This is a genomic window from Flavobacterium jumunjinense (assembly GCF_021650975.2).
Lineage (GTDB): Bacteria > Bacteroidota > Bacteroidia > Flavobacteriales > Flavobacteriaceae > Flavobacterium > Flavobacterium jumunjinense.
On the sequence record NZ_CP091285.1, the window covers coordinates 2,865,171 to 2,887,363 of the forward strand.

General features: G+C 28.4%; 21 protein-coding genes. 11 read left to right on the forward strand and 10 right to left on the reverse strand.

Annotated features, from left to right (window positions below):
• Positions 1–36 precede the first annotated feature (36 nt).
• Positions 37–1,671 carry an ABC-F family ATP-binding cassette domain-containing protein gene (locus tag L2Z92_RS12850; RefSeq protein ID WP_236458860.1) on the reverse strand — a complete coding sequence of 545 codons (1,635 nt, stop codon included), beginning with the start codon at positions 1,669–1,671 and terminating at the stop codon, positions 37–39.
• Positions 1,672–1,860: 189 nt separating this feature from the next.
• Between L2Z92_RS12850 and L2Z92_RS12855 the strand changes: the two genes are divergently transcribed.
• From L2Z92_RS12855 to L2Z92_RS12875, 5 genes are all read left to right on the forward strand, one after another.
• Positions 1,861–3,867 (forward strand): tetratricopeptide repeat-containing sensor histidine kinase, encoded by a 2,007-nt coding sequence (locus L2Z92_RS12855; protein WP_236453930.1) that lies wholly within the window; start codon positions 1,861–1,863, stop codon positions 3,865–3,867.
• The gene (locus L2Z92_RS12860) at positions 3,864–4,577 is read left to right on the forward strand and encodes a LytR/AlgR family response regulator transcription factor (protein WP_236453933.1); all 714 of its coding nucleotides are present in this window, start codon (positions 3,864–3,866) and stop codon (positions 4,575–4,577) included. The genes L2Z92_RS12855 and L2Z92_RS12860 overlap by 4 nt, the downstream gene beginning before the upstream one ends.
• A 78-nt stretch (positions 4,578–4,655) precedes the next feature.
• Positions 4,656–6,230, forward strand: coding sequence for a T9SS type A sorting domain-containing protein (locus L2Z92_RS12865; protein WP_236453937.1), 1,575 nt, complete (start codon positions 4,656–4,658; stop codon positions 6,228–6,230).
• A 108-nt stretch (positions 6,231–6,338) separates the two neighbouring features.
• Positions 6,339–7,397: a hypothetical protein gene (locus tag L2Z92_RS12870; protein ID WP_236453939.1), complete on the forward strand. Its 1,059-nt coding sequence runs from the start codon at positions 6,339–6,341 to the stop codon at positions 7,395–7,397.
• Between the two features lie 208 nt (positions 7,398–7,605).
• Positions 7,606–8,223: a YceI family protein gene (locus tag L2Z92_RS12875; protein ID WP_236453944.1), complete on the forward strand. Its 618-nt coding sequence runs from the start codon at positions 7,606–7,608 to the stop codon at positions 8,221–8,223.
• Positions 8,224–8,268: 45 nt separating this feature from the next.
• On the opposite strand, the gene L2Z92_RS12880 is transcribed toward L2Z92_RS12875, so the two are convergent.
• The gene (locus L2Z92_RS12880; RefSeq protein WP_236453959.1) at positions 8,269–8,550 is read right to left on the reverse strand and encodes a GNAT family N-acetyltransferase; all 282 of its coding nucleotides are present in this window, start codon (positions 8,548–8,550) and stop codon (positions 8,269–8,271) included.
• A gap of 196 nt (positions 8,551–8,746) precedes the next feature.
• Between L2Z92_RS12880 and L2Z92_RS12885 the strand changes: the two genes are divergently transcribed.
• The 3 genes from L2Z92_RS12885 to L2Z92_RS12895 are packed head-to-tail and all read left to right on the forward strand — an operon-like array spanning position 8,747 to position 10,711.
• A complete protein-coding gene (locus tag L2Z92_RS12885) occupies positions 8,747–9,406 on the forward strand; it encodes an alpha/beta hydrolase (RefSeq protein ID WP_236453963.1) in 660 nt (219 codons plus the stop codon).
• Positions 9,407–9,419: 13 nt separating this feature from the next.
• Entirely contained in the window at positions 9,420–10,334 is a 915-nt protein-coding gene (locus L2Z92_RS12890; RefSeq protein ID WP_236453966.1) for a lytic transglycosylase domain-containing protein, read from the forward strand.
• 8 nt (positions 10,335–10,342) lie between these two features.
• Positions 10,343–10,711 (forward strand): sulfite exporter TauE/SafE family protein, encoded by a 369-nt coding sequence (locus tag L2Z92_RS12895; protein ID WP_236453969.1) that lies wholly within the window; start codon positions 10,343–10,345, stop codon positions 10,709–10,711.
• A gap of 78 nt (positions 10,712–10,789) precedes the next feature.
• On the opposite strand, the gene L2Z92_RS12900 is transcribed toward L2Z92_RS12895, so the two are convergent.
• Together L2Z92_RS12900 and L2Z92_RS12905 are read right to left on the reverse strand one after the other, a co-directional pair.
• Positions 10,790–11,488, reverse strand: a complete 699-nt coding sequence (locus L2Z92_RS12900; protein ID WP_236453972.1) for a TlpA family protein disulfide reductase — start codon at positions 11,486–11,488, stop codon at positions 10,790–10,792.
• A 130-nt stretch (positions 11,489–11,618) separates the two neighbouring features.
• Entirely contained in the window at positions 11,619–12,134 is a 516-nt protein-coding gene (locus L2Z92_RS12905) for a DUF2892 domain-containing protein (RefSeq protein WP_236453975.1), read from the reverse strand.
• A gap of 167 nt (positions 12,135–12,301) precedes the next feature.
• Here L2Z92_RS12905 and rpmH point away from each other — a divergent pair, with 167 nt between their 5' ends.
• Both rpmH and carB read left to right on the forward strand, forming a co-directional pair.
• A complete protein-coding gene (gene rpmH / locus L2Z92_RS12910) occupies positions 12,302–12,463 on the forward strand; it encodes a 50S ribosomal protein L34 (RefSeq protein ID WP_091315350.1) in 162 nt (53 codons plus the stop codon).
• A gap of 164 nt (positions 12,464–12,627) precedes the next feature.
• On the forward strand, positions 12,628–15,483 hold the full coding sequence (gene carB, locus L2Z92_RS12915; protein WP_236453991.1) for a carbamoyl-phosphate synthase large subunit: 2,856 nt from the start codon (positions 12,628–12,630) through the stop codon (positions 15,481–15,483).
• On the opposite strand, the gene L2Z92_RS12920 is transcribed toward carB, so the two are convergent.
• The 3 genes from L2Z92_RS12920 to L2Z92_RS12930 all read right to left on the reverse strand — a co-directional run bounded on the left by L2Z92_RS12920 (position 15,413) and on the right by L2Z92_RS12930 (position 18,886).
• The gene (locus tag L2Z92_RS12920; RefSeq protein ID WP_236453994.1) at positions 15,413–18,061 is read right to left on the reverse strand and encodes a hypothetical protein; all 2,649 of its coding nucleotides are present in this window, start codon (positions 18,059–18,061) and stop codon (positions 15,413–15,415) included. The genes carB and L2Z92_RS12920 overlap by 71 nt on opposite strands.
• A gap of 274 nt (positions 18,062–18,335) precedes the next feature.
• On the reverse strand, positions 18,336–18,653 hold the full coding sequence (locus L2Z92_RS12925) for a type II toxin-antitoxin system RelE/ParE family toxin (protein WP_236453997.1): 318 nt from the start codon (positions 18,651–18,653) through the stop codon (positions 18,336–18,338).
• Complete coding sequence (locus L2Z92_RS12930; RefSeq protein ID WP_236454021.1) at positions 18,653–18,886, reverse strand: hypothetical protein; 234 nt, start codon at positions 18,884–18,886, stop codon at positions 18,653–18,655. Before L2Z92_RS12930 ends, L2Z92_RS12925 begins: the two co-directional genes overlap by 1 nt.
• 182 nt (positions 18,887–19,068) lie before the next feature.
• On the opposite strand from L2Z92_RS12930, the gene L2Z92_RS12935 reads away from it, so the two are divergent.
• Complete coding sequence (locus L2Z92_RS12935; protein ID WP_236454024.1) at positions 19,069–19,767, forward strand: DUF1826 domain-containing protein; 699 nt, start codon at positions 19,069–19,071, stop codon at positions 19,765–19,767.
• A 106-nt stretch (positions 19,768–19,873) separates the two neighbouring features.
• Here the strand turns inward: L2Z92_RS12935 and L2Z92_RS12940 are convergent, their stop codons facing one another.
• The 3 genes from L2Z92_RS12940 to L2Z92_RS12950 all read right to left on the reverse strand — a co-directional run bounded on the left by L2Z92_RS12940 (position 19,874) and on the right by L2Z92_RS12950 (position 22,031).
• On the reverse strand, positions 19,874–20,581 hold the full coding sequence (locus L2Z92_RS12940; protein ID WP_236454027.1) for a hypothetical protein: 708 nt from the start codon (positions 20,579–20,581) through the stop codon (positions 19,874–19,876).
• An 11-nt stretch (positions 20,582–20,592) separates the two neighbouring features.
• Entirely contained in the window at positions 20,593–21,315 is a 723-nt protein-coding gene (locus tag L2Z92_RS12945) for a CBS domain-containing protein (RefSeq protein ID WP_236454030.1), read from the reverse strand.
• Positions 21,316–21,551: 236 nt separating this feature from the next.
• Entirely contained in the window at positions 21,552–22,031 is a 480-nt protein-coding gene (locus tag L2Z92_RS12950; RefSeq protein WP_236454033.1) for a hypothetical protein, read from the reverse strand.
• Positions 22,032–22,193: the final 162 nt, after the last annotated feature.

Genomic DNA, 22,193 nt, shown 5'->3' on the forward strand with positions numbered 1-22,193 from the left:
TTTTTAATATCTATAAAAATTGAAAATCAATGTTTATTATTTCTCAATTTCTTTTAACGAATCCATTTTCTTAATTTCTAGGAAACCTTTCAAGTCTTCAAAATGTTCTTTCACTCTTTGATTACCAAATTCGAATACTTTCGTAGCCAAACCATCTAAGAAATCTCTATCGTGTGACACCAAGATTAAAGTACCATCAAAGTCGCGCAGAGCATCTTTAATAATATCTTTTGTCTTCATGTCTAAGTGATTTGAAGGCTCATCTAAGATTAAAACATTAACAGGTTCTAGTAGTAATTTCATCATGGCCAAACGTGTTTTTTCTCCACCAGAAAGTACTTTTACTTTCTTGTGAATATCGTCTCCTTGAAACATGAAAGCGCCTAAAAGGTTTTTAATTTGGGTACGAATGTCTCCAACAGCAATTCTATCAATAGTTTCAAAAATTGTAGCATCACCATCTAATAATGCAGCCTGATTTTGAGCGAAATAACCAATTTGAGCATTATGACCCACTTCTACACTTCCAGAATTGATATCTAATTCTTTCATGATTGCTTTAATCATAGTCGATTTTCCTTCACCATTTTTTCCTACGAAAGCGACTTTTTCACCTCTTTCAATAACGATATTAGCATCTTTAAAAATCACTTTCTCACCATAGCTTTTGTGTAAATCTTTCACTATAACAGGATACTGTCCTGAACGAGCAGATGGTGGGAATTTTAGTTTTAATGCTGAAGTATCTATTTCGTCAATTTCTATTGGAACAATTTTTTCCAACATTTTTACACGCGATTGTACCGATTCTGTCTTTGAAAAAGTTCCTCTAAAGCGATCAATAAAAGCTTGATTTTCAGCAATAAATTTTTGTTGTTCGTCGTAAGCCTTTTGTTGATGTATTCTTCTGTCTTTTCGCAATTCTAAATAATGAGAATATTTCGCTTTGTAGTCATAAATTCTTCCCATTGTAACCTCAATGGTACGATTCGTAATATTATCAACAAATGCTCTATCGTGAGAAATTACCATTACAGCTTTTGCTTGATTTACTAAGAAATCTTCTAACCATTGAATACTATCCATATCCAAGTGATTTGTAGGTTCATCTAATAAAATCAAATCAGGTTTTTTCAATAAGATTTTTGCTAATTCAATTCGCATTCTCCATCCACCAGAAAATTCAGTAGTAGGGCGATTGAAATCTTTTCTTTCAAAACCTAAACCTTTTAATACTTTTTCCACTTCAGCTTCATAATTCACTTCTTCAATAGCATAGAATTTCTCAGAAAGTTCCGAAACTTTTTCAATAAGTTTCATATATGCGTCACTTTCATAATCGGTACGAATTGTCAACTGTTCGTTGATTTCATCAATCTCTGCTTTCATTTTAAAAACTTCAGCAAAAGCTTTCGAAGTTTCTTCAACAACAGTACAGTCGTCATTTGCTAATAGATGTTGAGGTAAATAGGCAATTACGGCTTCCTTTGGAGCAGAAATCACACCTCTTGTAGGCTTGTTTTCACCAGCGACAATTTTTAATAAAGTAGATTTCCCTGCTCCATTTTTACCCATAAGAGCAATTTTATCGGTTTCATTAATAGCAAAAGTAACATCACTAAAAAGAGTTGTTCCGCCAAATTCTACTGCAATATCGTTTACTGTAATCATTATAAAAAAGTTAGAAGTTAGAAGTTGTAAGTCGTATGACTTCAACTTCTAAAATTTTGAAGGTGCAAATATAAATGAAATATGCTGTTTGAAATACCTTAATTGTTATTTATTCATCAAGTAAATTATTATTTTCGTGTAAATGTTATTGGCTAAATGAATAACAACTATAATTTTACAAACAAAATTTTGAAATTAATCAAACTACTTATAATTGTATTATTCCATATATCGATTTCTTACAGTCAAGAAAAAGATTGTTTTACTATTACATCTAAGCAAGCTAAAATAAATTGTATCATAAATTTATTAAGTAATGATGACATTGAGCTTGAAAACATTTCAGCTAAAATTAAACTCATAAATTCATTTGCATTTCAGTTACTTTCAAATAGTAATTCTTTAAATAAAAATGAAGAAAAGTTAATAATCCTAATTACAGAAACAAATTTCAATTTAGGAAATTATGATAATGCAATTCAATTGTCTAAAAGAGTATTGCATAAAAAGGTTGATAAAAAAGCCTACTTCAACGGCATTTTAGGACAAGTTTATCTTAATAAAAGAGCATTAGATTCTTCCGAATATTTTTTTAATCAAGCAATTGTAATTGCCAAACAAAATAACGAGCAAGATTATCTAGCATCTGTATATGACAACTTAGGGTATCTTTATTTTGAGAAAGATGATAAAAAGACAATGTTTGATTACTTTTTTAAAGCTTTAAAAATTAAGGAGAAGTTGCATTCTGATGATTTATGGTATAGTTACATTAGTATAAGTAATAATTTTAGAATAATTAAAGATTATGAAAAATCAGAATTATATTGTGAAAAAGCTATCAATAGTTTAAAAAATACATCTAATAATCAGGGTTTGTTATATTCATATATTTACAAATCACATTTATTATTAGCTACAGAAAAGTATTCAAATGCCGAAATGTATTGCGAAAAATCTATTGAAATTGCAAAAAAAGAAACAGATTATAATTCACTAGCTAATAGTATTCTAATATTAGGGCTTATAAAACAAAAACAAGGAAAAATTGAAGAAGCTATAGAAAAACATTTAGAATCGTTAACTTTTTTTTCAAAAATCAATAGACCTATTGGGCAAATGCAATGTTTTAATGCTTTAAGTCAAGATTATTTCTCTAAAGATTCAATTGTAAAAAATAAATTTGATTTAGACAAGAGTTTAGACTATGCTTTAAAAGCGAAGGAATTATCCAAAGTTTACGGAATACCAGACGATATAAGATATAATTCAAAATTATTAAAAAAAATATACCTTGCTAAAAATGATTTTAAAAACGCTTATAATCTTCTTAGTATTGAAAAAACTATGAATGATAGCATTTTAAAATCTAAAAATGATGGATTAGAAAAAGAATTAGAATTTTTGTATAGCAAAAAGAAAGAAGTTGATGATTTAAAAAATAAGCAAAAAATAGAGCAACAAAAAGCTTCAAAGAAATTGTTATATTATATTATATCAATGCTTATTCTTATAGCAATTATTATGTATTTCAGTTTTATAAACATGAAAAACAAGAAAGAAGTAATAATAGCCGAACAAAAAGCAACGGTAGAAAACAAACAAAAAGTAATTATAGAAACCGAATTAAATTATTTAAAAGCACAAATAAATCCACATTTTCTATTTAATGTTTTAAATGCAATTTATTTTAAAATAGACAAGAAAAATTCAAATGCAAGAGAAGCTTTACTTGGGTTTTCTGAAATTTTAAGATATCAGTTATATGAGTGTAATTTACCTAAAGTTCCAATAGAGAAAGAAATAAAATATATAAAAGACTATATTCATTTGCAATTACTTAGGAAAAATGATAATGATAAATGCAGATTGACTGTAGAAGATACTGTTAAATCGTTTCAAATAGCTCCACTAATTCTGATTACTTTTTTAGAAAATGCTTTTAAGTATTTAAGAAGTGATAAAGAAAAAATAAATGAAATTGAAATTAAGTTAAATTATATAAATGATTGTTTTGTTTTTGAAATTTCAAACCCTAAAAATAATTCGAATGTTTTAAAAATATTAGATAATAAAGGAATTGGAATTGCAAATGTGAGAAGACGATTAGATCTTATATATGAAGAAAATTATTCATTAGTTATTGAAGACGAAAATGAACTATTTAAAGTTGTATTAAAAATTGAATTAAAATGATGGCAAAAAAAATAAAATGTCTTGTTGTAGACGACGAACAGTTTGCAAGAAAAGGAATAAAAGAATATATTGATGATATTGATTTTCTTGAGTTTATTGGAGAAGCAGAAAATCCAGTTGAAGCACTATCTATATTAAAAGACGAGGAAATTGATTTACTATTGTTAGATATTAATATGCCTAAAATTTCTGGTATTGAATTCTTGAAGAACTTCACCAATTTGCCAGCAACAATTATAACTACAGCTTATCAAGAATACGCAATAGAAAGCTATGAATTGAATGTTTTGGATTACCTTTTAAAGCCTATTTCTTTTGAAAGATTTCTCAAATCTGTAAGTAAGGCACAAGATTTTATACTAACAAAAAATAACTTGACTAATAATGATTATTTCTTTGTAAAGAGTAACGGGATTTATGAGCAAGTTATTATTAAAGATATTATTGCAATAGAATCCTTGCAAAATTATGTAGTTATTCATACTAATAAGAACAAATTAGTTGCATACTTGACTTTAAAACTTGTAGAAGAAAAATTATCTAAAAAAGATTTTATAAAAATCCATAAATCTTATATTGTATCTAAAAATGCGATACAAAGTATTTCTACAGATACCATAACAATTGGAGATTTACATTTTCCAATTGGAAATACTTTTAAAACTCCTGTTTTTGAAGAATTTCTACATTCTAAACTATTAAAGAGATAGTTTCGTCAAGAAAATCATTAAGGTCGTAAATTTATCCGATTCAACTTTAGCTAGTTTTTTACTTTTGAATAAAAAAAAATGAAAAAACTACTTAATACCAGTATTTTAATAATTACTAATATCCTTTTTGCTCAACATTATAACAAGTCATATGTTTCTAATAACGATGTCTATGATTTTCAAATGACAAATTGCAATGTAAATAACAATTTAGTTAATGCAATGACAGTTTTAAAGTCGAGCACCACTTTTAGAACAAACATTGTGCTAAACTTCTTAGATGATACAGGAGATGTAATTGGTTCAAAAGAATTAGAAACGAATGACCTTAATTATTCATTATCAGTAATGAAATTGTTAAGTGTATCAGAAAGCGAATTTATTATTTTGGGTGATTATTTAGAGAACGGCAATTTTGATAGTACTAAAAATATTGTTATAAAAATGAATATTTCTGGTCAAATACTTTGGGTAAAAAAAAATGAAAACTCTACATATTCTAATTCAAGTACGCTTTTAAAATTAAACGATGAATCGATAATTATTTTTACTACAGAAAAAGAAAATGGCAATAGTTATTATTCAATGATTAAGTTAACTGCTGATGGAGATTTTATAAATGCAAAAAGAACAAATCTTCCATATTATATGTTCAATTTTAATGCAATAGCAAATGATGATGGCACTTTTGATATTGCCACCTCTGAAACCGATATTATAAACATAGACAACGATTTAAGCAATATAAACCGAAATAAAAAATATTATCACAATTTTGGATATTCTTTTACCAAAAACCAAAATAACGAATATATAATTGCTACTTCAACTGAATTTTTTGCTCCTGCACACATAACTTTATTTAAAACAAATGAAAATGGTGATATATTATGGTCAAAACATATACAAACTTGGGATAATGGAGTTCAAAACATTGGAAATACTTTCACAGTTACAGGTTTTGAATATTTAAATGAAAAGTCAAATGGAAATATTGAATGCATAGCACATTCAGAAAATTTTATTAAAGGATCTTTATATTTTGAATATAATCCTACTACAGAAACAATAGTAAAAAGTAAAAGAATACCATTCTTTTTAAACCGTTTTTCTTTAAATACTACATCAGCTGTTTTTTACACTAGTTTTAATGGTCTCACAAATGGAAGTCAAAATATTAAGTTTGCTAATGTAGATATCAATCAGGATTATCTATGTGATGTAAATACTTTACAGCATAGTATAACCAATCAAAATCCAATAGAAAATTCACCATATAATTTTATAGTATCCAATTCTGTTTTGAATATATCAGATATAAGTTCGCAAGTACAAAGTAATAATATAGCAAACTTATCTTTTCAAAGTGATTGCCTACCTATTGTATTATCTAATGGAGAGTTTTATAAAGAAGATGACTTCACAATTTACCCAAATCCAAATAATGGGTCATTTGAAATAAAAACAAATAGGAATTTAGTAGAAAGTGAAATAACTATAACAAATTATATTGGTCAAAAAATCAACTTTTCATTTGATGAAAGTTATTTGAATCAATACAAAATTAATCTTGAAAAGTTTACTTCAGGAATTTATAATTTAAGAGTTAAAACGAATACTCAAGTTATTAATAAAAAAATGATTATTAATTAATTGTTTCAGTATTATTTCATCAAGTAATTAGTGAGGTTTGTCTAAAAGATTAATAATGAGTTATTCCTTTGATTATTTTTACTTAAAATTATTTAAAAAAATATTATTATGAAAAAAACAATTTTAACGCTATTCCTAACAGGATTAATTTTTTCTTGTTCAAATGATTCATTAGAAACTGTAGAAAACAATCAAACTCCAGAAAAACTCTATGCTGTTGGTAGTAAGTATGCATTAAATGCAAATAATGTACAAACTAAACTTGCAACAGTTTGGGTAAACGGAGAGGCAACAATACTGTCCAATAATGGAACTTCAAGTGCAGTAGGCATTTCAATAATTGAAGACAACGTATATGTAGTAGGTAACGAGAGTTTAGATGGAGCAAATCAAAAAATTAAAGTTTGGAAAAACAATAATGAGCAAGAAATTACAAACGGATTAAGTTACGCAGAAGCAAAAGATATTTTTGTTAATCAAAATAATGTTTATGTTGTAGGAAATGAGAATGTAGGTCAGTTAAATAGGTCTATTGCAACTATTTGGAAAAACGGAATTGCAACTAGATTAACCAATAATGAAACGACTTCAAAAGCTAATGCCATTTATGTTTTTGGCAACGATATTTATGTGGCTGGAGAAAAGATGGACAGTTTTGGGAAATATCAAGGAGTAGTTTGGAAAAATGAAGTAGAAATAACATTAGAAAATAATCACACAGAATTTAATACATTTATTAAAGATATAGTTGTAGATAATAATATAGTTTATGTATGTGGTTATTCTACAAATGGATCAAAATCGATTGCGAAAATATGGAAAAATGGTATCCCTATTAACCTTTCAAATGAAAACGATTTTATAATTGCAAATGCAATTTCTATACATAATTCAGATGTCTATGTGGCTGGTTCTGAATTTGATATTTCAATATATGCAAATAAGGAAAGTAGAGTTTGGAAGAATGGAAATGTAATTGAAAGTTCAAAAATAGAACATTCAGGATTCAATTCAATTCATGTTACAAGTGATGGAATCTACATATCAGGATTTGCATCTAATATAAATGTTAATTATGCAATATGGAAAGGTATTGGGAATAGTAATCCATTCACTCAAGAATATACTTATAACAATGACGAAATAAATGCCATAACAGTTAAGTAGATATTATCCTAAAATGTCTTATTTGTTAGTTTGAGAGAAAGACAGTGAAATATTTTACTGTCTTTCTTGTGTTAAACACGATGCTTTTCTTGATTTTTTAAATAAAATAATTTTAAAACAATTAATAAAATTTACTAATCTTTAACGTTTGTATTTGGTTAGAGGTTTAAAATCTTAGTATCTTTGATTGAACATAAATAAAAACAAAATGAAGAAAATAGCACTTTTTGCTTTTGCTGTATCTATTTTAGCTACAAGCTGTAAAAAAGAAGAAAAACAAGAAACTCCAGTTGAAGAAGTGAAAACAGAAGAACTTAGTGGTTTGAAAATAATTACAGATTCTACTAAAGTAAATTGGACGGCATATAAAACTACTGATAAAGTTGCAGTAGGTGGAAGTTTTAAACAAATTGAATTGAAAAACACGCAAACAGGAGAAACTCCAGAAGCAGTTTTAGAAGGAGCTACTTTTTCAATTCCTGTAAGTAGTTTGTTTACGAACAACGAAGACCGTGATGCGAAATTAAAAACCATCTTTTTTGGAGCATTAAAAAATACCGAATTAATTGGTGGAGCATTTAATTTTAGAGAAGGGAAATGTTTTCTTACTTTAACATTGAATGATGTTACAAAACAATTAGAAGTACCTTTTACTTTTGAAAATAAAAAATTTAGTGTAGATAGTACAATTAATTTAGAAGAGTTCGGTGCTCAAGCAGCAATTGAAGCGATACACAAAGCTTGTTATGATCTTCATAAAGGACCTGACGGTGTTAGTAAAACTTGGAGTGAAGTTGCAATTAATGGTTCAGTTCAATTTGAATAATGTTACTAAAAGACAAAAAAAAACGTCTCGTTAGAGACGTTTTTTTTATATCTTAATACCAGGAGGAAGCATTTCTTGGTATTTCCTATTCTTCCTAAAAAACTTAATAAGTTTAATATGAGTTGGAACAACCTTTAATTTTCTTTCTTCTGCTAGAGCTAAAACATTTCTAATAAAATTGTCTTGTAATTCTTCATCTTCATTTTCATTCTCACAAAATTTTGTTAGAAATAATTTTCTTTCTTGTAAAGAATATTCAATTGATACTAGTCCAGAATCTGTAGTAATTTCAAATTGTCGAAGCAATTCATTATCTTTAATTTCCATTGGTTAATGCTTTGAATTAAATTGTAATGTGAAGTTTTTTAAAAACACAAACATCAACAAATATAATATATTAGATTGCAGTTTCAAAGAACTTTAACTTTTTGTTAATTTGTTTAAAAAAATGTAAAAGAAAAACGCAAAATAAAAGAATTACAGTATTTTTATGCAAAATTATTATCTTCAATTTTAAAATAAAATGTCCAAAATACCAGTATATTTCATGCCGGGCTTAGCAGCAAGTCCAGTGATTTTTGAAAATATAAAATTACCCGAAGAATTTGAAGTCCATTTTTTAGAATGGTTTATTCCAGAAGACAAAGAGTCGTTGAGCGAATATGCATTACGAATGACCAAAAACATTAAGCACGAGAATCCGGTTTTGGTTGGAGTTTCCTTTGGTGGAATATTAGTACAAGAAATAGCAGAACTAATTTCAACACGGAAAACCATTATTATATCAAGTGTAAAAACGAATCTTGAAATGCCAACAAGAATGAAAATTGCAAAGAAAACGTTGGCATATAAATTGATACCAACTAGTTTGTTGGCAAACGTTGAAACACTTGTAAAATATGCTTTTGGTGAGAACATCATTTCGAGCAGATTAAAACTCTATGAAAAATATTTAAGCGTTAGAGATAAAAAATATTTGGATTGGGCGATAGAAAACGTAGTTTTATGGTCTAGAACGAGTCCTTCTGATAAAGTAGTGCATATTCATGGTGATGCAGATGAGGTTTTCCCGATACAAAACATCAAAAATGCAATTCAAATTAAAGGAGGAACACATATAATGATCATTAATAAGTACAAATGGATTAATGAGAATTTGCCTAAAATTATTTTAAATAACTAAAAGAACTAATAGTATGAAGAACGGAATTTTAAAAAGAGTTGTTTTGATAGCCTTAGTGGTTGTAACGAGTGCATTTTTTATTCATGCAACTACAAAAACTACTACAGAAACAGCAACAGAAAAGAAGAATGAGACAGTGCATGTAGATTATCCTCAAGAAATGAATTTTGCAAACGAGGAAGTTCCTACCTATATGGCAGATGTAGAAGAACGATTAGATAGAGAAATGGTAACAAACATGAACTATCATACCAATACTACTTTGGTTATAAAGAGAGCAAACAAAGTTTTTCCAATAATTGAACCAATTTTAGCAAAAAACGGAATTCCAGATGATTTTAAATACTTAGCAGTAATTGAAAGCAGTCTTGTGAATGCTGTTTCACCAGCAGGGGCAAGAGGTGTTTGGCAATTTATGCCAGCTACTGCAAAAGAAAAAGGATTAGAAGTTAATGATTATGTAGACGAACGTTATCATTTAGAAAAATCAACAGAAGCCGCTTGCGATTATTTAAAAGATGCTTATGCGAAGTTTGGTAATTGGACTTTGGCTGCAGCTTCCTATAATGGAGGAATGGCGGGTGTTTCTCGTCAATTAGATTCTCAAAAAGTGAATAGCTATTATGATGTTTTGTTAACAGAGGAAACTGCTCGTTATGTTTATAGAATTTTAGCATTGAAGGAGATTATGAAAAATCCTAAAAAATATAATTTTGATATTCCAAAACATGCTTTGTATAGTGAAGTCCCTGTTAAGAAAATCGAAGTAGATACAACGATTAATGATTTAGCTGATTTTGCAATTACGCAAGGAATTAATTATAAAATATTAAAAATTCATAACCAATGGTTAAGAGATAAAAGATTACCAAATAAATCAGGTAAGAAATATGAAATTGAAATCCCAACAGCTGGATATTCAAAATAATGAAAAAGATGACAATACAGACAATTTTATCCCTCGTACTAATTGGTATATTAGCTGGTTTGTTGAGTGGATTAGTAGGAGTAGGTGGTGGTGTTATAATGGTACCTTTGTTGATTCTTTTTTTAGGATTAAATCAACATCAAGCACAGGGAACAAGTTTAGCAGTTTTAGCAGTTCCAGTAACATTACTTGCTGCTTATACGTATCATAAAGAAGGACATCTAGATTGGAGATATGCAGCAGTTATTGCCGTTTTTTTTGTGGTTGGAGGTGTAATAGGGAGTAAGATTGCTATTTCATTAGATCAAAAAATGCTAAAGAAAGTTTTTGGTGTTATACTTTTAATAATAGCTGGTAAAATGTTGTTGACAAAATAAGATAAGATAAATTGAAAAATAAAAAGCCCGAATTTTGAGTAAATTCGGGCTTTTTTGACCTTTGTTTTAAGAATTTGCCTACTTACTAACAAAGGTATTCTTGTTTGTGCTATCAATTAATAATAAATCATTTAAATCAGAATTATATTCATTATAATTGTTTGTAAACGATTCGTTAATGTTATGCTCAAAATTGGGCTTTGCAATGTGTTTTTTAATAGCTACAATTTCTTTGTTAGAATCTAAGTGATATTGCATTGGGTAACCCATGCCTTTTTTTAGTAATAAAATGGCTTTGGAATCTTCTGTATACTCTTCACTGGCATAACAGACAGTGACGTTTCTATCAAACTTATGTTTAATCTTTTTTAGATTCTTCTTAGTGTCCCAAAAAACAATAACAATTTGTGCTTTGTTTTTGTAATCTTGAGCTAATTTGTTTATTGCAGGAATCTCTCCTTTTTCAAAAACACACCAAGAGGCATACGTTAATAAAATTACGGGAAGCTTTATGTTTGCAAATTTAAACTTGCCTCTGTTTATTTTTTTAAATATAAAATCATCAAATTGAGTACCAATCAATTTCTGTTCAACCAACTCACTAAAGAGTTTTTCACCTTTAGCATACTCTTTTTCTTGATATGCAATATTGCTCTTTCTTATGTATTCTTTTAAATTGACTTTGGCAGCCTCAGAAAAAAGTACAATAGAATCGTTTGCAATTGTTAATTGGCAAACTAAAAGAACAAAACCTAAGTAGAAGTAATTTTTTCTCATAAAATATGTTTTTTAGTTCTATTTAAATTTAAAAACAAAATAATAGAAAAAAAAATATACTCGACGAGAGGTGAATCTTAATCGTTGAAATTAAGTAAAAACTATATTTTAAGTATTGATTTTAAGTGAATTAGATCTTTTTCATTTGATCTTTCATCATTTTTATCTGATCTTTAAGCATTCCGTGCTTGTCTAGTTTCTTAGCTTCGGTTAATAATTTGTTTGCTTCAATCTTTCTTCTTCTAGTCATAGCAATTCCAGCTAACTGCAATTTTGCTAAGGCTAAATCTTGATCCATCGACAAACCTAATTCAATTGCTTTTTTGAAATATTTTTCAGCAGATTTTAAATCTGTTTGAGAAACCATTATACCATTTAAGTAATTATAGTAACCTTGTTGTTTTCTAATTAAAGCTGTTTCTGGATTAGCAATTTTGTCTAACCATTTTTTAGCTCCATCCATATCTTGTTTTCTTAACTTTAAAAAAGCTAACAAAATCATTTCGTTTTTAAAGTATAAGAAAATGAAAATAGTAGAAAATAATAATAAAAAGATACCATTACCAATATTATTCTCTGTAAATTGATATATTGCAAAAGCAACAATTAAACCGACTAAACCTAACTTAATATTTTTGTTGAACATAATTATTTTTTTAAGTGTTGCAAAGGTAATAAAATCAATTAAAAATATTTTTAAAAAAGTACTTGTAATTGAAAAAAGACTTTGTATATTTGCACTCGGTTTTCAGGAGACGATAACCAAGAGATAAAAAAAGCGATTTAAATTATAGATTTTTAAAAATACAAGTAATGAGCAAAAGAACGTTTCAACCATCGAAAAGAAAAAGAAGAAATAAGCACGGATTTATGGACAGAATGTCTTCTCCGAATGGAAGAAAAGTCCTTGCACGTAGAAGAGCTAAAGGAAGACACAAATTGACTGTTTCTTGCGAACCAAGACATAAAAAATAATGATTAGTTTTTAATCATAATTAAGCCGTTACTTTTATTAGTAGCGGCTTTTTTTTAAACTTTTTTACAGAATTCAGTAAGTTTTAGCTCTTTAAGTTTTAAAATTGAAACAAAGAGACTATTTTTGAAGATATAACTACAACAATCACAACTACTTATATAAAATGCCAAAAGACAATTCAATTAAATCGGTTTTAATTATAGGTTCAGGTCCAATCGTTATTGGTCAAGCCTGTGAATTTGATTATGCAGGTTCTCAATCTGCTCGTTCACTAAGAGAAGAAGGTATAGAAGTTATACTTATCAACTCTAATCCTGCAACTATCATGACAGATCCAACAATGGCCGATCATGTATATTTAAAACCGCTTACTACAAAATCACTGATAGAAATATTAAAAGAACATCCTCAAATAGATGCTGTTCTTCCTACAATGGGTGGACAAACTGCCCTAAATCTTTGTTTGGAAGCAGATGAGAAAGGAATTTGGAGTGATTTTAATGTGAAAATGATTGGTGTTGATGTTAATGCTATTAATATTACAGAAGATAGAGAGCAATTCAAACAGCTTTTAGAAAAATTAGGAGTAGGTGCTGCACCTGCAAAAACGGCTAATTCATTCTTAAAAGGAAAAGAAATTGCGCAAGAATTTGGTTTTCCATTAGTAATTCGCCCTTCGTTTACTTTAGGAGGAACTGGAGCTGCTTTTGTACATACAGCAGAAGAATTTGACGAAAAACTATCGTACGGTTTAGAGATGTCACCAATTCACGAAGTACTTATTGATAAAGCACTTTTAGGTTGGAAAGAATATGAATTAGAATTATTAAGAGATAAAAACGACAACGTAGTTATTATATGTACTATTGAGAATATGGATCCTATGGGAATTCATACAGGAGATAGTATTACTGTTGCACCTGCAATGACATTATCGGATGTTACCTACCAGAAAATGCGTGATCTTGCAATATTGATGATGCGTGCCATAGGAAATTTCGCAGGAGGTTGTAACGTTCAGTTTGCAGTTTCTCCAGATGATCAAGAAGATATTGTTGCGATTGAAATTAATCCACGTGTGTCTCGTTCGTCTGCCTTAGCTTCAAAAGCAACGGGGTATCCAATTGCAAAAATTGCAACTAAATTAGCTTTAGGATATAACCTTGATGAATTACAAAATCAAATTACAAAATCAACTTCGGCTCTTTTCGAACCAACTTTAGATTATGTAATTGTGAAAATACCACGTTGGAACTTCGATAAATTTGAAGGTGCAGATAGAACATTAGGGCTTCAAATGAAATCGGTTGGGGAAGTAATGGGAATTGGACGTTCGTTCCAAGAGGCACTACATAAAGCAACACAGTCATTAGAAATTAAACGTAATGGTTTAGGTGCAGATGGAAAAGGATATAAAAATTACGATCAAATTATCGAAAAATTAACCAATGCAAGTTGGGATAGGGTTTTTGTAATTTATGATGCTATTGCAATGGGAATTCCATTGAGTAGAATTCATGAAATTACTAAAATAGACATGTGGTTCTTGAAACAATATGAAGAATTATATGCCTTAGAAAGAGAAATTTCTAACTTTAAAGTAGATACACTTCCAAGAGAATTATTGCTTGAAGCAAAACAAAAAGGTTATGGAGACAGACAAATTGCACACATGATGGGCTGTTTGGAAAGTCAAGTTTATAACTTAAGAGAAACGCAAAAAATAAACAGAGTTTATAAGTTAGTAGATACTTGTGCGGCAGAATTTAAAGCACAAACACCTTATTATTACTCCACTTTTGAAGCAGAAATTGAAAAAGCTGACGGAACAAGATACGTGCATAACGAAAGTATTGTAACCGATAAAAAGAAAGTAATTGTTCTTGGTTCTGGACCTAATAGAATTGGACAAGGAATTGAATTTGATTATTCTTGTGTGCATGGTGTTTTAGCAGCAAAAGAATGTGGCTATGAAACCATTATGATTAACTGTAATCCAGAAACGGTTTCTACCGATTTTGATACAGCGGATAAATTATATTTTGAGCCTGTTTTCTGGGAACATATTTATGACATTATTCGTCATGAAAAACCAGAAGGAGTAATTGTACAGTTAGGTGGACAAACCGCTTTGAAATTAGCTGAGAAATTATCGAAATATGGAATCAAAATTTTAGGAACTTCTTTTGATGCTTTAGATTTAGCAGAAGATAGAGGACGTTTCTCTGATTTGTTAACCGATTTAGGAATTCCATTTCCACAATTTGGAATTGCAGAAAGTGCAGAAGAAGCTTCAATTTTAGCAGATACTTTAGATTTTCCTTTACTCGTTCGTCCTTCTTATGTATTAGGTGGACAAGGAATGAAAATTGTAATTAACAAGAAAGAACTAGAAGAACATGTAATTGATTTATTAAAATCGATTCCTGGAAATAAATTATTATTAGATCATTATTTAGATGGTGCTATCGAAGCTGAAGCAGATGCAATTTGCGATGCGGATGGAAATGTATACATAATAGGTATCATGGAGCACATTGAGCCTTGTGGTGTACACTCAGGAGATAGTAATGCAACATTGCCACCCTTTAATTTAGGTGAGTTTGTAATGCACCAAATCAAAGAGCATACACATAAAATTGCACGCGCTCTTAAAACAGTTGGATTAATCAATATCCAGTTTGCAATTAAAGACGATACAGTATATATCATTGAAGCCAACCCGAGAGCTTCTCGTACGGTTCCATTTATTGCTAAAGCGTATGGCGAACCTTATGTAAATTATGCTACGAAAGTAATGTTAGGCCACAACAAAGTAACCGACTTTACTTTTAACCCACAATTAAAAGGATATGCAATCAAGCAACCAGTTTTCTCTTTTAGTAAGTTCAAAAACGTAAACAAAGCCTTAGGGCCAGAAATGAAATCGACTGGAGAAAGCATCTTGTTTATTGACGATTTAAAAGACGATCAGTTTTATGAATTATATTCAAGACGTAAAATGTACTTGAGTAAATAGAAATAGAAATCCCAATCGAAAGATTGGGATTTTTTTTGGTTGAAAATATACTCTTTAAAGATGTATTAATATTTTCTAGTTTTAATTTTGTGTTTGTTTTTTTTTCAATTTTGTTAATATCCTTTATTAAATTTGGTTCAATATGCTCTTTAAAACTTCCAAAGTATGATTTTAATCTATTAGATTGTTTATCTTCACATTCTTCAATATATTCCATAAATAACTTTACAAATTCAACGCGTCCGATTAAGTTTCTTTTCCCTTCTTCATTTGATAAAGGGAATTTTGAGTATATTTTGGAAAATATCTTTTTATCAAAAATAGGAGTGTCTTGAAAAATTAAATCATAGTAGTGGAAACGAGTGCATAATTCTGTAATATAATAATGTCCTTTTAATGTTATAGTTATGTTTAATTCGTCTGGTATATCTTTTTTGTCAATATCTGTTAAGATTTCATCTGTATCAATTAATGATATATTGATTAATTCAAGAATTGCAGATCTCAAAGTTTTAATTGAATAACCAAATGTAGAGAATAAATCATAAAAAGTATTTATTGAAATAAAACGATTTGTGTTTCCTTCATTTTCATAAAGCTTTACTAATTCTTTAAGGATATAAAAATTTAAAAAATGATCACTTGAGTTTTCATTAAATGATAAAATATTATGAATAGTACTATTTTTTGAATTATAATAATGTTTATTTATTAAACCAATTGATTTTATAAATTCGTGAAAAGGTATTGGACTGTGAGTTTCCCCTCCCTTTCTAAACCTTTCTCTTATAATGTAATCTTCTACTTTTGTATGACCTGAAGTTAGAAATAATTTAAAAATCCTTAATCCTTCTCTGATATTAGGATATGTAGTTTTATTTAAAAAATCAATTATCTCATTGTTGTCAGACGAGAATACAGAACTTTTTAAACTTGTCAAAAACTCGATTACAGCTTGGTTATTTATCTTTACTTTATGACCTAGAGCATTTTGTGCTTCAATTTCAACATCCTCAACATTTAAATTTTCTAAGGTATAATCAAGCCTTTTTTGAAGTACTTCGGAGTATTTTGGTGCTGTAATATGATATACATTACTTTCATAAGCATCAAATGGTGGAGAAAACCGCCATTTATAATAATACCCCTCTCTAAGGCTTATTACAGTTCCACAAAGACTTGTTTTAGCTAAGGAGTGGGCAAATAAGAATACTTGTTCTTGAACTTCATCTTTAAATTGGTCAGCATTATCAATTATTATTATTAAACGCTTCCTTCTATCACGAATGAAATATTTACTTATACTTTCTAAATGATTTACATGATTGTTTTGTCTTTCAGTTAAAAAAACAGCTATTTTTTGCTGATAAGAAATTTCATTGTTTTCTTTATCAAAAAGCCATATTCCTTTATCATTTCTCTTTATCTCTTTTAAGTAAATTCTTTTCAAAGTCTTCAGTGAATGCAAATCAATATCTTCGTATTTTTCATATATATTTTCGAGTATACTTTTGCAAATTAAATTAGCATCAAAATAATTATTCGTATTAAAATAATCTCTTAAGTCTAAATAAGTGGTTAAATGATTATTTAAATCATTTTCTTTTGTTTTGAATTTAAAAAGATGATTAATAAAAGTAGATTTTCCAGCTCCTTTCGATCCAATAATAATTATTGGTTTTGGTGGTACTAAATTATTTGAATTTATTTCGTCAGTATTTATTTCATCACTAATCTGTTTTTTAATATTAGATGTATTAATTGCTGGTATTACATTTGATAATTTAGGAGCAACGTCAGAAAAAAGACGTTCAATATCATCCCTGTTCTTTTTAGTCTCTTTATTTTCTACAAAACATTTTTCAATAAAGTGTTCATTACTTTCCGTTTCAGTACTAAACATTTCTCCAAAAACACTATTAATAATAGGTGTAATTTTGGAACTTAAGGGGTTTCTTATTAATTCTTTTTCTTTTTGAGGGATTTTTGAAAATATTGAAAAACTTGGGGTTAAGTTACTAGGAAGGTCATAAATAAATCCACCGTTATTAATTATTGAAAATTTAGATAAAATTTCGTAAAATTCCACAAAACGATTTTCGATATCTTCTATTCCATTGAATACAACACATGTGTTGTCCTTCCATAAAGTACCATCTGAATTGTAAAGTCTTAAAATTATAAACTGTTTTCCGTTTGTTATTATTCCGTAATTAACACCAAAATCTCCAGCATAATTTCTAATTTGAGTAATAACATCTTCATTTTCCTTTAAAAAACTTTTGACTTTTAAAGTCTTATGATTTTTAGGAATAACAAAATCTTTAAAGTTTCTTTTAGCCTCAATCATGAAATGAAAGCCAGAAATGGAAACTTTATAATCAAAATAACCTGAGTCAACTTTTCCCTCTCTTGTAACATCAGTTTCATTCCAGCCAAGAATTTTAAATAGTATATTATCAATTAGTTTTGAACGAGTATCAGATTCATTTATGTCTTCTTGTATAAACTTGTCAAACTCAGATTTTAGTAATGAGAAGTTTTCAAATGCTTCATCTACTGTTAATGCTTTTTCCATATGTTTTTTAATTTGTTCTAACTTTATGATATACTGTTATTTCTGGTTTATTAATAGTTTTTTTCTCAAATCTAACCTTTCCAATCAACTTCCACAATACGTATAAATACGTATTTTTCATGGTTTTATGTACGTATTTATACGTAGTTTTAGTTTTTGAGGTGCTTATTTGGTAAAAATAGAAAGAAGATTTTTGTATTTTTTACGGGAAAACGTAATTATTGAAAATAATTATATTGTATTAGTTTTTTTGAACTATTAAACATTACCTTCATTAAGAGTTACGTTTAATTTTAAGGGGATTTTGTCTTGTATCGAAAACATCAGCGATTTTTATAAATCCTTTTTCGTTATCAATAGAATATATGATTTTATAGTTTTTGAAAACCAAATAGCGATAGTGAACGCTTCTTTGTTTTAGTAAGGATTCTTCTTGTCCAATTTCTGGAGTTAGTAGCAACTTTTTAGGTGCATTGATAATCCCTTTTATCAGTTTTTTAGCGATAGTGGAACTAGCTTTTTTTTCGTAATATTCATAAATTACGTCTAGCTGCTTTGTCGCAAACTCAGACCAAATAACATGAAAAATCATTATTTATATTTGGCTAAAAGAGACTCACTAGTTTCAAAACGATTATTTTTAAAGTCAGCTTCAGATTGATCAATTCTATTGTTTAATTCTTCTTCTGTCATTGGCTGAAATAATTGTTCATTTGAATTTTTTCTCTCATTTTGTAATAGTTTCTCTAAACGAGAAATAGCTTCTACACTTTGAAGTTTTAAAAATTCTTGAACAAATTCTATTTTTCTAGCTTCTAAATTCATTATAATTAGCTTTTTATCAAAGATACAAAATTATGAAATTCAATTATTATTTTTAAACAGATTAAGTCATTTAAGTTTCATTAAAATAGTAGTTTAAAGTTTATAACGTTAAAATGCTAAAACTCCATTCAATTCCATAATTTTGTAGTGCATTACGTAATTAAGCTTCCAAATCACATACTATGAGTAATACATTTTCTAAAAGCAGTCAAATTGGAATGGTATCGAGTTTCGAGGAACTCGTAAATACAGATTTTAAAGGCGACAGGAATGCCTTATGCTGGTACAGAAACTTGGATGGTGACTTTAAAGAAATTGTTGCTCAATTGCAATTAAAAGAAGATATAACGGTAGTTCATCCTAAAGACCTATTGGCACTCCAACTATCAGAAAATGGGAATACAGCAAGAGCTATTATTTTAAATGATTTTCGATTATTAACTGATTTTGGAGCTTCTCCAACGCTTAATTTACTGAAATGTTATGAGCGAGATGATGAATTTGATTTCATATCTACTGATGTGTATTCGTATCATGTTGATCGTTCGCCCATTGCTACAGATACTTTTTTGTGTACCTATTATGGAGCATCAAGTGATATCATTTCTAATGCGGAAGCGCATCAAAAAATTCTAATTCCTGAAATTCGAGAAAAACTCAACCATTTATATGATGGCCCAGCGGATGAATTTGAAAATTTTTTAAGTGAAAATTATTTTGATTTGCATTATGAAGCGCAACCTAATGCGAGACCTATCGCTTTAGGAGTAGGACATCTTTGTCGCTTGGCTGTAGATCATCCGGAACAGCAAGTGTTGCCTTGTATTCACAGAGCTCCCGTGGAAAACGAGGGTGAATATCGTTTGTTGTTGATTTGCTAAAAAATAGTGAATAGTTAGTAGTGATTAGTAATTTAACCTGTGGTAAAATAGTGATATAAAATGAGCGGTAAATCTATACTAGGATTAAGTGTAAATAGGAACTCTTCTATAATTCTTTTAAAGGAACATTTTTTAAGTTGATATCTAATTCAGTCTTTTTTACTTTTCTTTTTTCAATAGCTGTTGCTATAATTCTTTGTTCCCAAAACATTCCTTTGTTTATAGTTAAAATCGCTATTCCTTTACCAAATTTTGATATTTCTTTAAAATCACTTTCCATATATTCATTATACCAAATTGGATTAATGGGTAAATCTTTTGCATAACTAAATAAACCTTCTACTTCAATTGATTTTTCCTTGAAGTTTTTTCCAGACACAATTGTTTTAGTTTTGATAACGGTGCATGGATGTTTTAGTATAATAGTGTCATTTAGTACTTCAAATGTTGTCTTTGAGTCATTTTTTGTAATATCTACCCAAAAAATAGTGTCAGTATCTGAAGTTTTTAAATAGCTTTTTCTGTCTTTCAAATTTAATATTCTTTTTTGTAGTAATGTACCACTTGGCGAGAAGTATTCTTTTTTATAATTACCATCTTTAAAAGTTAATATCATTTTTGAACCAACAAATTCCTTGATTTTTTCTGATTGGAATTTTTCGCTATAGGATGTGTATTCAATGTCATAAGTTATTTGTCCTTCGAAATAGGATTCGTTTATTATGCTTGAATCATAATTAATAAAGGAAGAAAGTAAAATGGATGCAAGTAATAAAAATGTTTTTGTTCCATTCAATTTTAAAAAATTATACATTCTGTAAATTACTATTTTAAATAAGACTCTATTTTTGTTAGTGGTTCTATGACCAAGTATAAATCATCTTCAAATTCCCCACCACCAGTTAGTATGCCTATTACCAAACCATTTTTGTCAATAACAGGAGCTCCGCTAAATCCAGTTGCATCAAAATTACTTTTTGATTTTACATACAGTTGTCCGTCTTCATAAGAATCATAAGTGGCATAAAAAACGCGTTGGTGGCATTTGAAATCGGAATATTCACAACCAATAATTTCAAATGTTTCTCCTGTAGTAGCTTTTGTAAACCGAGGAGACAAAGCAATAATGTTATTCTTTGTACCCATTTTGCATTTTTGCAAAATAATATCAATCTCATTAATTTCTTCCGTAACCAATTGTTTTCCAGTAATGGTATCAGTAGATAATTTAGGATCTCTAGGAAAAGCTTTCCAGTATTTTAAAGAAGTATTGAAAGCATTGGTTTTAATTTCAGGATCAATACCCATAGCTTCTCCTAATAAATGTTTTGCAGTGCACAGTAAAGTATCTCCTTTAGCTTTGATTAAAAAAGAACTGGCTCCACTGCCACTAGCTTGTTTAAATTCATAGAAATTGGTAAGAAGGATTTGAACAGTATTGATGTAGTTTTTTGTTTTCCAAGTTTCTCGTTGAGCTATAGTTTCTTTTGATGTACAACTAATATTTAGTAGTAAAAGGAGAAATATACTTATACTTTTTTTAATCATTTAAATTAGGAATTATTGGTTTGTATATGTTGTTATTTTACTTTTATTACTAATACGACTTATGAAATTTATTTCTTTCATCAAAATTAGACTTTCCATTTTATTTTTGCAATAGAAGTTAATAAGAGAAAGGTGGTTTTTATATTTTATAAGGGAAAACTTATTTTTCTAAATAGCTTAATGTTTTAAAATATTTTGATGATATATAGCTTTTTATTTTTTTTAAAACTGTTTGTTCAATCGTTTTTCTTAAAGCAAATTTCTTTATCACCATCATAAAAAACGATTTCAAAGTCAAAATACTTTCTTTTAACAGTAGCAGGAGACCAACCTACACCACATTGAAAAGTAATTAGATCTTTCTCAAAATCGAAATTTCCTTTTTCGCAAAGAGAAATGCCTGGAGTAGGTGTCATTTCAAATGTTTCATCACTTTTTAAAGTTAATGTATAGTGCTGAAATTCACTATTTGGAATGTCATTTTCAGCAGTTGCTATGCAATACGTTCCAAAGAGATTTTCCAATGTAGGTTCTTTGGTTAAAAAGTTGGGATATACTATAAAAAGACCAACAAGTAGCGGTAATACAATGAAAGAAATACCAAAGTAGACTAACGTTTTATTTTTTTCAATTTTACTTCTTATTAAAACATAGAATCCATAAATGATTGATAAAAAAAGAAAGATGAATAGAAATAGATACTTTGTTGCTTCCATAATTTTTGCTGTAAAATAGCGCAATTAAATATAAGTCAAAGAAATAAAAAAAAAAGAGTAAACCTATAATTTTTTTGGAATGTGCTATGTGTTGAAAATCAGTCCTTTTTGAAAATGAAATGAAAGCGAATTAAAATTGTGAATATCTATTTTAAGAATTAT